Annotated in this window: 11 protein-coding genes, 2 pseudogenes and 1 riboswitch; of the genes and pseudogenes, 3 read left to right on the top strand and 10 right to left on the bottom strand. The window is 42.8% G+C overall.

Features of this window, described 5'->3' with window-relative positions; genetic code table 11:
- The first annotated feature begins 61 nt into the window (after nucleotides 1-61).
- Nucleotides 62-991, top strand: a complete 930-nt coding sequence (locus LD028_RS14810) for a DUF1385 domain-containing protein (protein WP_237812211.1) — start codon at nucleotides 62-64, stop codon at nucleotides 989-991.
- Between the two features lie 20 nt (nucleotides 992-1,011).
- The gene (locus LD028_RS14815) at nucleotides 1,012-1,353 is read left to right on the top strand and encodes an SA1362 family protein (protein ID WP_237812212.1); all 342 of its coding nucleotides are present in this window, start codon (nucleotides 1,012-1,014) and stop codon (nucleotides 1,351-1,353) included.
- A gap of 15 nt (nucleotides 1,354-1,368) precedes the next feature.
- Here the strand turns inward: LD028_RS14815 and LD028_RS14820 are convergent, their stop codons facing one another.
- The 7 genes and pseudogenes from LD028_RS14820 to LD028_RS14850 form a co-directional block, all read right to left on the bottom strand.
- Nucleotides 1,369-2,247 carry a patatin-like phospholipase family protein gene (locus LD028_RS14820; protein WP_237812213.1) on the bottom strand — a complete coding sequence of 293 codons (879 nt, stop codon included), beginning with the start codon at nucleotides 2,245-2,247 and terminating at the stop codon, nucleotides 1,369-1,371.
- Between the two features lie 74 nt (nucleotides 2,248-2,321).
- A complete protein-coding gene (gene mntR, locus LD028_RS14825; RefSeq protein WP_009373920.1) occupies nucleotides 2,322-2,750 on the bottom strand; it encodes a transcriptional regulator MntR in 429 nt (142 codons plus the stop codon).
- Between the two features lie 69 nt (nucleotides 2,751-2,819).
- The gene (gene splB / locus LD028_RS14830) at nucleotides 2,820-3,845 is read right to left on the bottom strand and encodes a spore photoproduct lyase (RefSeq protein WP_237812214.1); all 1,026 of its coding nucleotides are present in this window, start codon (nucleotides 3,843-3,845) and stop codon (nucleotides 2,820-2,822) included.
- Between the two features lie 107 nt (nucleotides 3,846-3,952).
- Nucleotides 3,953-4,561: pseudogene (locus tag LD028_RS14835) on the bottom strand (vitamin B12-dependent ribonucleotide reductase); the annotation flags it as partial.
- Between the two features lie 86 nt (nucleotides 4,562-4,647).
- Nucleotides 4,648-5,475: an HNH endonuclease gene (locus LD028_RS18120; protein ID WP_237812215.1), complete on the bottom strand. Its 828-nt coding sequence runs from the start codon at nucleotides 5,473-5,475 to the stop codon at nucleotides 4,648-4,650.
- A gap of 264 nt (nucleotides 5,476-5,739) precedes the next feature.
- Nucleotides 5,740-7,692, bottom strand: a pseudogene (locus LD028_RS14845) (vitamin B12-dependent ribonucleotide reductase); the annotation flags it as partial.
- A gap of 160 nt (nucleotides 7,693-7,852) precedes the next feature.
- Entirely contained in the window at nucleotides 7,853-8,689 is an 837-nt protein-coding gene (locus LD028_RS14850; protein ID WP_006317987.1) for a lipoate--protein ligase family protein, read from the bottom strand.
- Nucleotides 8,690-8,816: 127 nt separating this feature from the next.
- On the opposite strand from LD028_RS14850, the gene LD028_RS14855 reads away from it, so the two are divergent.
- Entirely contained in the window at nucleotides 8,817-9,188 is a 372-nt protein-coding gene (locus LD028_RS14855) for a rhodanese-like domain-containing protein (protein ID WP_035019487.1), read from the top strand.
- A 244-nt stretch (nucleotides 9,189-9,432) separates the two neighbouring features.
- On the opposite strand, the gene gcvPB is transcribed toward LD028_RS14855, so the two are convergent.
- Genes gcvPB through gcvT form a run of 3 tightly spaced genes read right to left on the bottom strand, consistent with a single transcriptional unit; the run spans nucleotide 9,433 to nucleotide 13,332 of the window.
- Nucleotides 9,433-10,881: an aminomethyl-transferring glycine dehydrogenase subunit GcvPB gene (gene gcvPB, locus LD028_RS14860; protein ID WP_006317984.1), complete on the bottom strand. Its 1,449-nt coding sequence runs from the start codon at nucleotides 10,879-10,881 to the stop codon at nucleotides 9,433-9,435.
- Nucleotides 10,874-12,220: an aminomethyl-transferring glycine dehydrogenase subunit GcvPA gene (gene gcvPA / locus LD028_RS14865; protein WP_237812216.1), complete on the bottom strand. Its 1,347-nt coding sequence runs from the start codon at nucleotides 12,218-12,220 to the stop codon at nucleotides 10,874-10,876. The genes gcvPB and gcvPA overlap by 8 nt, the downstream gene beginning before the upstream one ends.
- A 17-nt stretch (nucleotides 12,221-12,237) precedes the next feature.
- Entirely contained in the window at nucleotides 12,238-13,332 is a 1,095-nt protein-coding gene (gene gcvT, locus LD028_RS14870; RefSeq protein WP_237812217.1) for a glycine cleavage system aminomethyltransferase GcvT, read from the bottom strand.
- A gap of 141 nt (nucleotides 13,333-13,473) precedes the next feature.
- A riboswitch (glycine riboswitch) is annotated at nucleotides 13,474-13,562 on the bottom strand.
- Between the last annotated feature and the right edge of the window lie 129 nt (nucleotides 13,563-13,691).

Genomic DNA, 13,691 nt, shown 5'->3' on the forward strand with positions numbered 1-13,691 from the left:
AGAGGTTTTTATCGTTTTCTTGTAGAATATAAGAAAAAAGAAAATAGGTTGGTGTCTTCTTATGAGCAAAAACGTATATGGTGGGCAGGCGGTCATTGAAGGTGTGATGTTTGCTGGATGTCATCATTCTGTCACAGCCATTCGTCGCAAAGACGGTTCGATTGAGTATTTCCACGTTCCACGCGAAACAAATAAAACGCTCGCTTCATTAAAGAAAATCCCGTTTCTTCGCGGCATTTTTGCGATTATTCAGGCAAGCGCAAACGGCTCGAAACATTTGCAATTTTCGAGCGAACGATACGATCTTGATTCAAATGAGGATGAAGCATTGCACGCTGAAGCTCCGTCCAAATGGACGATGATTTTAGGCGTTGCGCTTATTGGGGTATTATCGTTTTTATTCGGAAAATTTATTTTCACACTTATTCCTGTATTTTTAGCTGAATTAACGAGACCGATTTTCCCGTCGAAAACGGCACAAATACTTGTTGAAGGCTTTTTTAAACTTCTTTTGCTTTTGGGATATATTTACTTTATTTCACTCACACCTCTTGTCAAACGACTGTTTCAATATCATGGTGCTGAACATAAAGTAATTAATGCCTACGAAAATGGATTGCCGTTGACGGTTGAACACGTACAACAACAGTCTCGTCTTCATTATCGTTGCGGGAGCAGCTTCATTTTATTTACTGTCATCATTGGCGTATTCGTTTACATGTTCGTTCCAACCGAACCGCTTTGGGTGCGCGTATTAAATCGCTTAGCGCTCATTCCTGTTGTATTAGGACTATCGTTTGAAGTATTACAAATTACAAACGCGGTGCGACATGTTCCAATGTTACGCTGGTTTGGCTACCCTGGTTTATGGTTACAACGATTAACAACGAAAGAACCGACTAATGATCAAGTAGAAGTAGCGATCGCATCATTTCAACGGTTGCTTGAGTTAGAGGGAGAAGCGACGAAACAGCAAGAAGAAGTGGTGTAATGATAAAGGAGGTGGATCGATTGCGTCGGCGCCCATTCCCGCTTATCACGTTGCTTATTGTATTTGCTATTTTCGGGTTTTCTTATCGACTATGGAACGATCCAATTCAGTTGTTGAAGCAAGTATTTTTTATCGTGTTTGTTGTAGCTGTCTTTTACGGCATATATAAATGGATGCAAAGACAACGCTCTGGTCACTCATATCAAAAAGCGGTAAAACAATCGAAAAAGCTCCACCATCAAAAAACAAAGCCGACGTCGAAAAAACAAACGCGCCCAACCGCTTTAAAGAAAAAGCACGTCACTCATTTAACAGTCATTGAAGGTAAAAAAGGAAAGAAAAAAAATCGGGCCTCTTTTTGACCCGATTTTTTTCTTTTAATACGTCCATGTTTTTAAAAATTGTTCTGTCCGTTCCTTTCCAAACGAAATAAGCTCCTTTTTTTCTTCAGCTGTTATCGAAAAATCGGTCGCAACAACATGTTTAACAGGAAGAAAAACAATGTTTTTTTCATGACGACGTGAAATATATCGTTCATCGTGCGCCTCGCGCATCGTTTGAAACAACGCTTCATACAACTCAATCGCGTTATTAATTTGCTTTTTTGCTTTTTGTGCCTGTTTTGCACTCAATTTGATACCAAGAACAGGTCTCTTTTTTCGTTCTTCATCAAATAAAAAAATCGGAAAATTGCTTAGTAAGCCACCATCAACGACAATATGCTTCCCTTCGTCCGTCTTTAACCGCACAGGCTCAAAAAAATAAGGAATACCAACGCTCATTCTTACTGCCTTTGCGACTGAAAACCGAAGCGGATCAATGCCGTATTTCGGTAAATCATCTGGCAAAATAAGCATCGTTCCATTCGTTAAATCGGAAGCGACGACGCGCAGTCGTTCGTGCGGCAAATCTGCAAATGTGCGCACCCCTTTTTTGTTAAGCTGTTCAGCTATCCATTGTTCGAGCTTTTCCCCTTTATATAGCCCCATTCTCCAATAAAGGACGAGCCATTTTAACCATGCATACGGAATGATCGTACGTCGCTCATCGAGAAAATCCATTAAATTGAGATCATCCATGATGTTCAATATTTCTTTACTTGTAAACCCTGCTGCAATAAATGAAGCGATGAGTGCCCCTGCACTCGTACCAGCAAGCCGTTTAAAACGAAAACCTTTTTCCTCAATCGCCTCATATGCTCCAATGAGCGCAAAACCTTTGACCCCTCCGCCTGAAAATACACCGTCAATCTCCATCCTCTTCCCTCCTCGCCATATATGTATGAACAACGAGAAGAGTTGAGCATAAAAAAACAAAAAAGAACAAGCGTTTATGCCTGTTCTTGCTCGTTCTGTTTTTGAATGTTGCGAAGCGCTTCAAGACGTGACCGATCTTCTTCAAAATATTGTACTAAGTCACCGATGCGATCAATCGCATTCCAACTTAAATGATGTTCGATTCCCTCAACATCGCGATAAATATTTTCTTCATCTACACCAATGAGACGCATAAATTGTTCCAGTAGCTCATGGCGATACACAAGCCGCTTGCCGATTTTTTTGCCCTTTGGTGTAAGGACAAGTCCACGGTACTTTTCGTATACTAAATATTCGTCTTTATCGAGTTTTTGCACCATTTTCGTCACAGAGGAGGGATGAACGGACAATGCCTCGGCAATATCTGATACACGGGCATATCCTTTTTCTTCAATCAATATATAAATTTGCTCAATATAATCTTCCATGCTTGGTGTTGGCATACGTTTCCCTCCTAAACAAACATCCGTAATCATTATGATTATAACATGTTTACCAAGCATGACAACTATTTACGTAAAATATTCAATCGTTGCTTCGGGAAAAAATTGTGCAATGTAGGAGCGAATCGTTTCATTCAGCTGGTTCGCATCTTCATCTTGATACACATATTTTCCAATTCCGTATCGTCCCCATTTATATTTTCGCTTCGTTTCATCTAGATCGAGCTTCGTTTTTGGATACCGTTTTTGAATGACTGTTTTTGCTGGTTTCGTGAAGCGATGTTGTATTAATTCAAACGTTAAATTCGTTAAGTCAACATCTCGCAAATTAGCATGTAATCGTTCAAATAGCTCAAAATACCCTTCTTCCCAGCCGTCATGCATGTAAATTGGCGCGACGATAAAGCCGAGCGGATAGCCGGCGTGTGCTACTTTTCGTGCCGCCTCTAACCGTGCATCAAACGAAGATGTCCCCGGTTCAAAGTTTTGAATAACATACCGTGAATTGACACTAAAACGAAAGCGGGTTTTTCCGTTATGTTTTGCATCAAGCAAATGGTCGACATGTTCATATTTTGTAACAAAGCGAAGCCGTCCGTATTCCGTTTCACCAATAAATTCAATCGCTTTTTTTAACGCATGCGTTAAATGGTCGATGCCGACAATATCAGACGTACAAGCAGCCTCAAAACGCGTAATTTCTGGAGCGCGTTCATCAATATATTTTTTCGCTTGGGTAAAAATATCATCAAGATTGACGTACACACGAATGTAAGGTTTGCTTCCAAGCGTCGTTTGTAAATAACAATAATGGCAATGCCCCATGCATCCTGTCGCAAGCGGAATCGCATATTCTGCCGATGGCTTAGATGTATCAAACTTTAATGTACGTCTGACACCAACAACGAGCGTAGATTTTGCGTTTCGGTACTGTTGGAGTTCCGTATCACCTGGGATTCCACGCACTTGGTTATGCGATGTCGTTTCGCGTATGTCAATATGCATACGTTTAAATTTTTCATATAACTCTTTGCCGAGCGGATAATGAAGCGCTTCGGGCTCAAAATAAACAAGCTGAGGAATAAATGGCTTCATACAATCACCTCAATGTTAGTATGGTTTATTCGTATGAGGTGATGAAATACAATTTTTGTTATTATTCATAATAAAATAAGGAACGGGTTTTCCCGTCCCTTTTTACATTATAAACCACATTTTAATTGCGCTCCGCAACTTGTGCACGTGTTGCAGCCACCGATTTCTTCGACCGTTCCTTCACGGCATACCGGGCAAATGTTGCCGACTTCTGAACCGATCGTGACGTCCGTTGCGCGTAAATCTGGAATCGTTTCAACAAGCGCAACAGCCCGTTTTTTCGGTTCTTCTGGAAGGAGCTCCAGTTGTTCTTCAACCGCATGTTCTTCCGCTTTTAATGTCAATACTTGCGCATCGCGGCTACCGTCGACATAGACTGTTCCACCTTTTGCGCCGCCCCGCCATAACCGCTCGTACACTTTTTGTACTTGCTCAACCGTATAGCCGCGCGGGGCATTTACCGTTTTCGAGAGACTTGAATCCACCCAACGTTGAATAATGCACTGGACATCGGCATGCGCTTCTGGCGATAAGTCCATGGCGGTTACAAACCAATGCGGCAAGTTGTTCGGATCCGCTTCTGGATGTTTATCTAAATATTCTTGAACGATATCCGCCTTCACTTCAATAAACTTGCCTAGACGGCCGCTTCGATAATAAGAAAAGGAAAAATATGGTTCAAGTCCTGTGGACACGCCGATCATGGTTCCGGTACTCACTTATGTTACTTCTATCCATACATATTGGACAGAAGGCAGGTACGATATTGCTACCCGCTCCATATGTCGCCATATGGGTCAGACTATATCTTCAACCAAATCTCCTGTGAATGTCTTTTGCGATGACAAGGATACTCACATAAGGTAATTAAATTAGATAATTCATTCGCCTTTTCCCAATCACCGTTGAAAGCCCTAAATGGTATAATGTGATGAACTGATAATTCACGTCCATATTCAGCTTCTGTTATTCCACAATCTTGACAAGTAAAATTATCACGTTCCCTAGCCTTCCTGCGCTGAGCTCTCCAGTTTGGCCCATAATATTCTATATCTCCTCCTGCCCAAGCACCATTGTTTTCTCCAGAAAACATCCTAGTTCTTTCATAATAATCACCCATGCAATGCACAGAACAGAAATTAAGTTTTCTAACAACAGAAGGTTTTTTCTCGATTTTTTTGCCACAATTATTACATGTGACAATAATTCGCTTTTTATATTGAGCTTTTCCTCTTTCCCCGTTCGCTTTGCCTAGACATGTTCTCGAACAATATTTTGCGCTTAATTTTCGATTTTCTGGGACATCGAACGTTTTTCCGCAAGTTTCACAAATTTTTTCGACACGTTTTCTCAAATGTTGATTAATTTGATGGGCGTTCTGTATTAGATACATTCTCCTACATTGTTTATTACAAAAATTATTTTTTTGAATAATAGAAGGCTTTCGAAGCATTTCCCTTCCACAAAACGAGCAAAAAACTTTAACTTTTTTACTCATCTTTTTCCAAAATAATGGTGGATTCTTTTTTTGATACTCTGTTTTGCAAGATCGGGAACAAAACTTTTTTCTTTCAAAGTGACTAGGCTTTACATAAATTTCTTCATCGCAATTAAGACATTTTTTCTTCACAGGAACATCTCTCCTTTTCTGTCCTAATATGATTATTATAAAACAGAACAGGTGTTCCTGTCACGAGATTTGGTTGCTCGGCGTGTAGTCGTTGAGGGGTCAGCCACGACTTCCCTGCGGATTGTCTGGTAGGATAATCCAACACTCTTGCATTTTTACCTCTTTCATGTGCTGGCAAGGCACAGGTAGCAAGAGATACGCCAGATTTCCCCGCATATAGCCGAGTTTTCACTGTATTTTTACAAATACAGGGGGCAACTACTTACCCGTCGGAGCCACGGTCAGCAAATGCGAGTTGCGAATGCCGTATTTTAAAATATCTTGGCGAATATCGTCCGGCATTTTTTTCATATAACCGGTGTGAATGAACGCTTCGCGCAATTTCATCGTTTCTTCTTCCGTTTCGCCAACTAAAAACGGAAAGCTTCCTTTTTCTTTCGCAAGCTCAATCGACGCGCGGTATGCCGTTGTCGCAATTGTTTTAAACAGCTCGTCAACTAACTGATTTCCTTCTTTCGAACCGTACTCTTTTTCGCAATAAATGAGCAAATCAGCTAATCCCATCACGCCAAGACCGACGCGGCGCTCCCCAAGCGCTTGCTTTTTATTTTCCTCAAGGAAGTATGGGGTTGCATCAATAACGTTATCTTGCATACGGACACCGACTTCAACCGTCCGCTTTAATTTTTCATAATCGACAACTTTCTTCTTTTTATCCACCATATTCGCCAAATTAATTGCAGCTAAATTGCACACAGAATAAGGTGCGAGTGGTTGTTCACCACACGGATTTGTTGCGACTACTTTTTGTCCGTACGCTCTTGCATTCGTCATGTCATTGGCGTTGTCGATAAAGAAAATGCCTGGTTCTGCAGAATACGTTGCGCAAATGTTAATGAGCTTCCATAGCTCTCGCGCGCGAATTTTTCGATAGACGCGAACGCGATAGCCCATTTTCTCCCATTCGCGCACATCGCCGACTTCGTGCCATTTTTCGTTGTAGATGCGCATTTCTTCTTCTGAATACGTTTCAACATCTGGGAAGCGCAATTCGTATTCTTCATCGTTTTCTACTGCCTGCATAAACTCTTTCGTTAAGCAAACAGAAATGTTCGCTCCTGTTAAAAAGTCCGGATTGTGCACGCTATACGTACCGCCTGTCCGCAACTTTTCTTCCGCGTCTTTAATAATTTTTTCGCTAAAACCCCCGTATCCTGGGATGTTTTTATAGTTGACGATTCCTTGATACATCGCGCGCTCTTGTTCAGTAAGTGGCGTAAACTTTAATTTTTCTCTCGCTGCTTTTTGAATGCCTTCATCTTCTGTATTTTCAAGCAAGTAGCGCAAAATGCGGGGATTTTGCATTTTTGAAATAATAAATTCAATAATGTCCGGGTGCCAATCGGCTAGCATAATCATTTGAGCGCCACGGCGCGAGCCACCTTGTTCGACAAGATGGGTTAGTTTTGCAATGTCGTCTAGCCATGACACCGATCCGGACGATTTTCCGTTCACCCCACGCGCGAGTGTATTGCGTGGACGAAGGGTCGAACCGTTCGTTCCGACACCGCCACCGCGGCTCATAATTTCCATCACTTGTTTTCGATGTTCAGAAATGCCTTCGCGAGAGTCTTTCACAAACGGCATGACGTAACAGTTAAAGTACGTCACTTCTGTCCCAGAACCTGCTCCGTACAGTACACGTCCAGCTGGAACAAAATTCAGGCTGACGAGCTGTTCATAAAACTTTTCAAACCACTCTTTTCGTTTTTCTTCTGTTTTTTCAACAGCGGCTAACCCGGTTGCGTTCCGCTTTGCAATTTGCTCATAAAAAATTTCAAGTGGCTTTTCAATGACATCGAGCGAGCGAACAACAACACCTGTTTTCGCTTCGTCTCCTTCCAACACATGACGATATTCTTCTTCAACGAGCACGTGTGCTTTTTTATTTTCCCAGTCCAACTCAACGATAAATCCAAGGCCACGCGCTGGAAATTTCGGATCTTCCTTTACCGTTAAAACGACAAAGTCTCCAACGCTTAACGTCAACTTTTCCGTATCTTTAAACGAATAGCGATCAAGCATCACTAAACGCGACACACCCTTATATGTAATGTGCATCTCAGGAGTAATCGGGTGCACTTGTGGGAATAGGTGAATGTCTTCATTCAACTTATCTACATTCACCGTCATTTTTTCAGAAAACGCAACCGTCATTTTTTACCTCTCCTCTACCAACATAATCTTACTACATTAAACTACCATATATCGACAACAATAATCAATAAAAAAATCAATATATAGTATGATTTTTTAAAAATCACATACTACATATTGATAATTAAGTCAAGCATTTTTTATTTGTCAAGAGAAAAATTTACCGTTTAAAATTCCATTCATCTGTTTCGTATTTGTTTTTCGCTAGTTGCTGAACGTAGAAAAGCTCATCATCTGTTAATTCATATCGTTCAAGCTGAACATTTAACCCTTTTTCAAATCCTTTGAAAAACGCTTCTTTCGCCTCATTGATCGTAATGTTTCGATCCGTTAATTCATTAATGGCGACTGCTTTGTTTTTAAAGTTTTGCCTTAATCGTTCTTTCACTCTTTCATTCGGATACTTAAATAGACTAAAGAGCATGTCTTCGTCTAAATCTAATAAAATCGATCCGTGTTGTAAAATGACTCCTTTTTGCCTCGTTTGGGCGCTTCCTGCCACTTTTCTTCCTTCGACAACGAGCTCATACCAAGACGGTGCATCAAAACAAACAGCCGAGCGCGGATTTTTTAAATCTGCTTTTTCTTCTTCTGTTTTTGGCACCGCAAAATACGCATCAAGCCCTAGAAAGCGAAATCCTTCTAAAATGCCTTGTGAAATGACACGATACGCTTCCGTCACTGTTTGTGGCATAGCTGGATGCGATTCAGACACGATAACGCTATACGTCAACTCTTGGTCATGAAGCACACCGCGTCCCCCGGTTGGACGTCTAACAAAACCAAGACCATACTTTTTGACCGCTTCCATATCAATTTCTTTTTCGACTTTTTGAAAATAGCCAATCGAAAGCGTCGGTGGATTCCAACCGTAAAACCGAATCGTCGGCGGAATTTTTCCTTCGCTATGCCATTCTAGCAGCGCTTCATCAAGCGCCATATTAAACGCTGGAGAACAATTGCCCGAGTCAATAAAACGCCATACTTCTTTTTCCATCTACTCCACCCTTTCCTCTATCATTTTATAGTGTAGCAAACATAATAAGTCAATGGAAAATGCTTTGCTTCTTGCCTAAAACATTTATATAATAGACATGGCAACGATGAAAAAAAGGAGGGGCATCATGACAATCGCTCTTATTATTCTCGGAGCAATTATTGTGTATGCGGTCATTACATACTTTTACCAAAAGCGAATCGTTCAAACGTTGACGGAAGAAGAGTTTCGCGCAGGCTATCGAAAAGCACAACTCATCGATGTTCGCGAACCCGATGAATACGCGGCAGGTCATATTTTAGGAGCTCGTAACATTCCGCTTTCTCAATTACGTTTACGCATGAAAGAATTGCGTAAAGATCAACCAATTTACTTATATTGCCAAAGCGGAATACGTAGCAGTCGCGCGGCACAAATGTTGTATCGCAACGGCTATCGGGATTTATACCATTTAAAAGGCGGATTTAAAATGTGGACAGGAAAAGTAAAGAAAAAATAAGGTGCCAAGCCAACACGCCTGGCACCTCGTTTATTTAAGAAAAAGAAAGCATACACGTGATTAGGTAGGGAGCTGTCTAGCTCCAAGCGCCATCGGCTCGAGTCGCTCCGCCCCACACTGCGGCGGCGACAGCCTCCTCGGTGGGGCTTGTGCGCTCTTCGCGGAGCCAAGGATGGCGACATTTCGCCGTTGCCCGCAGGAAGCGGGCTGCCTTTAGGCGAAATTGGGGCGCTTTGCGCTTTTCTTAATAACGCAAAATTGGTTTGCGAGCAGCCGTCGTTTCATCTAAGCGTTTGACGACCGTTGTATGTGGCGCTTCTTGGACGATTTCTGGCGTTTCTTCCGCTTCTTTTGCGATTTGAATCATCGCATCAATAAATGCATCAAGCGTCTCTTTTGACTCAGTTTCGGTTGGCTCGATCATCATGCACTCTTCGACGATGAGCGGGAAATAAATTGTCGGCGGGTGGTAACCAAAATCAAGCAAACGCTTCGCAATATCAAGCGTACGTACCCCTAATTTCTTTTGTCGCTTTCCTGACAAAACAAATTCGTGTTTGCAATGACGGTTGTATGGTAAGTCGTAATACTCAGCCAATCGGCGCATCATATAGTTGGCGTTTAATACCGCATATTCTGTCACTGCTTTTAAGCCATCTGGCCCCATCGAACGAATATACGTATACGCACGAACGTTAATGCCAAAGTTGCCATAAAACGGCTTCACACGCCCGATCGCTTGTGGTCTATCGTAGTCGAAATAGTAGCCGTTCTCTCCCTTTTCCACCGTTGGCTTCGGTAAAAACGGAATGAGATCCGCCTTCACGCCGACAGGACCTGAGCCAGGGCCACCGCCACCGTGTGGACCGGTAAACGTTTTATGAAGGTTTAAATGCACAACGTCAAAGCCCATATCGCCAGGGCGTGCTTTGCTTAACACCGCATTCAAGTTAGCCCCGTCATAATACAGCTTTCCGCCTGCAGCATGCACAATTTCTGCCATTTCTAAAATATTTTCTTCAAAAAGACCGAGCGTATTCGGATTAGTAAGCATAAGCGCTGCAGTATCTGGACCGACAACGCGGCGTAAATCGTCTAAGTCAACAAGCCCTTCTTCCGTCGATTTTACCGTCACCGTCTCAAAACCTGCCACCGTTGCTGATGCAGGGTTTGTGCCGTGTGCAGTATCTGGGACGATGACTTTTGTTCGATTGTAGTCGCCGTTTGCTTCGTGATAAGCGCGAATCATCATGAGTCCTGTCCATTCCCCATGTGCACCTGCAGCTGGCTGTAGCGTTACCGCGTCCATTCCAGTAATTTCTTTTAAATGCTCTTGTAAGTCATACATTAATTCAAGCGCTCCTTGCACCGTTTCTTCCGGCTGAAGCGGATGGATGTGAGCAAATCCAGCGAAGCGGGCAACATTTTCGTTTATTTTCGGATTGTATTTCATCGTACAAGATCCAAGCGGATAAAAGCCGGAATCGACCCCATGATTGCGCTTGGACAACGCTGTATAATGACGCATAATATCAAGCTCCGACACTTCTGGAAGCTCGGGTGCTTCTTGACGAATGTAATCGGTTGGAATGACTTGTGCAACATCGATGGCTGGCACGTCTAGCTTCGGTAAGCTATACCCAATTCGCCCTGGCTTACTTAATTCAAAAATAAGCGGTTGGTCTTTATGCATGACAATCCCCCAATTCTTTTACAAGCGTGTCGATTTCTTCTTTCGTGCGTAGTTCCGTCACTGCAATTAACATACAATTTTGTAGTTCTGGATAATCACGCCCGAGATCGTAGCCACCAATGATTCCTTTTTCCAATAGCTTTTTATTTACTTCTGCTATCGGTTTGTTCAAGCGAATGACAAACTCGTTGAAAAACGGTCCTGTAAATACGACATCAAATCCATGATTAACAAACGCCTCTTTTGCATAGTGTGCTTTTTGAATATTCATCGTTGCCATTTCTTTTACCCCGTTTTTACCAAGCGCAGTCATCGCCACCGACGCTGCAAGCGCGTTTAACGCTTGGTTCGAGCAAATATTCGATGTTGCTTTGTCGCGGCGAATGTGTTGCTCGCGCGCTTGTAATGTCAAGACGAAACCTCGGCGACCTTCTTCGTCTGTCGTTTGTCCGACAAGACGTCCCGGAATTTTGCGCATGAGCGCTGATTTCACCGCAAAATAGCCGCAATGCGGGCCGCCAAATTGCGTTGGAATACCAAATGGCTGCGCATCGCCAACGACGATGTCCGCCCCGAATTGGCCTGGCGGCGTTAATACCCCTAATGCAAGCGGATTGCTGGCGACAACGAACATTCCTTTATGCGCATGAGCGATTGGCTCGATGTCTTTTAGCGGTTCGATTTGTCCGAAAAAGTTCGGATATTGTACAATGACACATGCCACATCTTCGTTCATTTCTGCTTGAAGGGCGTCAATATCCGTTACACCGTTTTTGTACGGTATTTCTACTACCTCTAGCCCAGGACCTTTCGCATACGTTTTCACGACGTCGCGGTATTCTGGATGCACCGCGCTTGATAACAACACTTTTTTCTTTTTCGTATGCGCCGCGCTTAATAACGCTGCTTCTGCTAGCGCTGTTCCACCATCGTACATCGATGAATTTGCCACATCCATGCCTGTTAGCTCGCAAATCATCGTTTGAAACTCGAAAATGGCTTGCAATTCCCCTTGCGAAATTTCTGGTTGATACGGTGTATATGCCGTATAAAACTCGGAACGTGAAATGACGTGATCCACAATCGTCGGAATGTAATGATCGTACACCCCTGCCCCTAAAAACGACGTGTGTGTCTTCATATCCGCATTTTTTGCCGCTAATGCCATTAATTCTTTCATTAACTCCGGTTCTGATTTTGCCGGCTTAATGTTGTACTCTCCTTGAAAACGGACGCTTTCCGGGATGTCAGAAAACAGTTCATCAATGGACTGTACCCCGATCGTTTGTAACATTTGCTGCTTATCTTCTTCTGTCATCGGCAAATAACGATGAAGCATAACTCTCTCTCCTCACATTATTTTGTACGCTTGTAAAACGGTGTTGCCACCACTCTTGCTTTTAACCGCTTCCCACGAACGTCTACTTCTACTTCCGTATCAAGTGCCGAAAACGCAGTAGAAATAAGCGCTAGTCCGATATTTTTTTTAAGCGTTGGCGATTGTGTTCCGGTCGTGACGAAGCCAATTTGCTCATTGTTGACATACACCGCATATCCGTGACGCGCAATGCCTTTGTCAATCATTTCGATTCCGACAAGTCTCCGTGGCGTTCCTTCTTCTTTTTGCTTCTTCAATACTTCTTTTCCGAAAAAGTCGACATCTTTATTCGTTTTTACTGCAAATCCAAGCCCTGCTTCGATTGGGGTAATATCTTTGGCCAGTTCTTGTCCATATAGCGGCAAGCATGCTTCAAAACGAAGCGTGTCGCGTGCACCGAGCCCGCATGGAAGTACCCCTTCTTCTTTTCCTGCTTCTAAAATGGCGCGCCAAAGCGTTGGGGCATCTTCTGCTCGACAATATAGCTCAAATCCGTCTTCTCCTGTATATCCTGTTCGGGACACAAGCGTTTGAACTCCTGCAACATCAACATGATCTGCAAAAGCGAAAAACTTCATCGTAGATAAATCGACCGTCGTTAATTGCTGTAATACTTTTTCTGCAAGTGGGCCTTGTAGCGCAAGTTGCGCAATATCGTTTGAAATATTGACAAGTTCGACATCCCCAACAACATGCTCAGAAAGCCAAGCAAAATCTTTTTCAATATTGGCAGCGTTTACGACAAGAAGATAATGATCGTCCGCTTTTTTATAAACAAGTAAATCATCAACGGTTCCCCCATCTTCATAACACATCAACGTGTATTGGGCGCGACCGTCCGTTAACTTCGCAACGTCGTTTGTCATCATTTTTTGTAAAAAAGCAAGACTATCTTTTCCTTTCACTTCAAACTCGCCCATATGGGACACATCAAATAACCCTGCACGCGTTCGTACAGCTTCATGTTCTTCTTTAATGCTAGAAAACTGCACAGGCAACTCCCAGCCACCAAAATCAATCGTTTTTGCGCCATACTCTGCATACAGAGGAAATAGCGGTGTTCTTTGTAACATATGCTCCCTCCTTGTTCATAAAAAAAGACAGACGACCCCCATATTGTCATATGGTAGTCTCTGTCCTTTCACCTGAAAGTTTCCCTAAGTAATTAGGTGTCCTCGTGGGTGGTTCACGTTTGTGAACGCTCTCCAGAGCTGCGTCAAACAAGAGTTCTTTTGCCTGAGAGATTCGTGTTGCCACTTGCTCCTTCGGCGCTACGTGCTGTAGTCTCTCCCCTTGTTCTCATCCGCCCGTATACAATTGTCGTTTTTGTGCCACACTACGTGTAAACACACCAATGAAACAATTTTACAAACTTTCTTACGTTTTTTATTATCTTATAACTTCTCATTTGTCGCAATACCTTTTTATAAAT

Origin of the sequence: Anoxybacillus sp. LAT27 (assembly GCF_022030075.1) — a bacterium.
GTDB lineage: Bacteria > Bacillota > Bacilli > Bacillales > Anoxybacillaceae > Anoxybacillus > Anoxybacillus kestanbolensis.

Coding starts and splice junctions, on each gene's coding strand:
- LD028_RS14820 (WP_237812213.1), bottom strand. CDS start 2,247: ATGGAGATTGACGGTGTATTTTCAGGCGGAGGGGTCAAAGGTTTTGCG.
- gcvT (WP_237812217.1), bottom strand. CDS start 13,332: ATGTTACAAAGAACACCGCTATTTCCTCTGTATGCAGAGTATGGCGCA.
- splB (WP_237812214.1), bottom strand. CDS start 3,845: ATGAAGCCATTTATTCCTCAGCTTGTTTATTTTGAGCCCGAAGCGCTT.
- gcvPA (WP_237812216.1), bottom strand. CDS start 12,220: ATGCTTCATCGTTATTTGCCGATGACAGAAGAAGATAAGCAGCAAATG.
- LD028_RS14855 (WP_035019487.1), top strand. CDS start 8,817: ATGACAATCGCTCTTATTATTCTCGGAGCAATTATTGTGTATGCGGTC.
- mntR (WP_009373920.1), bottom strand. CDS start 2,750: ATGCCAACACCAAGCATGGAAGATTATATTGAGCAAATTTATATATTG.
- gcvPB (WP_006317984.1), bottom strand. CDS start 10,881: ATGCATAAAGACCAACCGCTTATTTTTGAATTAAGTAAGCCAGGGCGA.
- LD028_RS14810 (WP_237812211.1), top strand. CDS start 62: ATGAGCAAAAACGTATATGGTGGGCAGGCGGTCATTGAAGGTGTGATG.
- LD028_RS14850 (WP_006317987.1), bottom strand. CDS start 8,689: ATGGAAAAAGAAGTATGGCGTTTTATTGACTCGGGCAATTGTTCTCCA.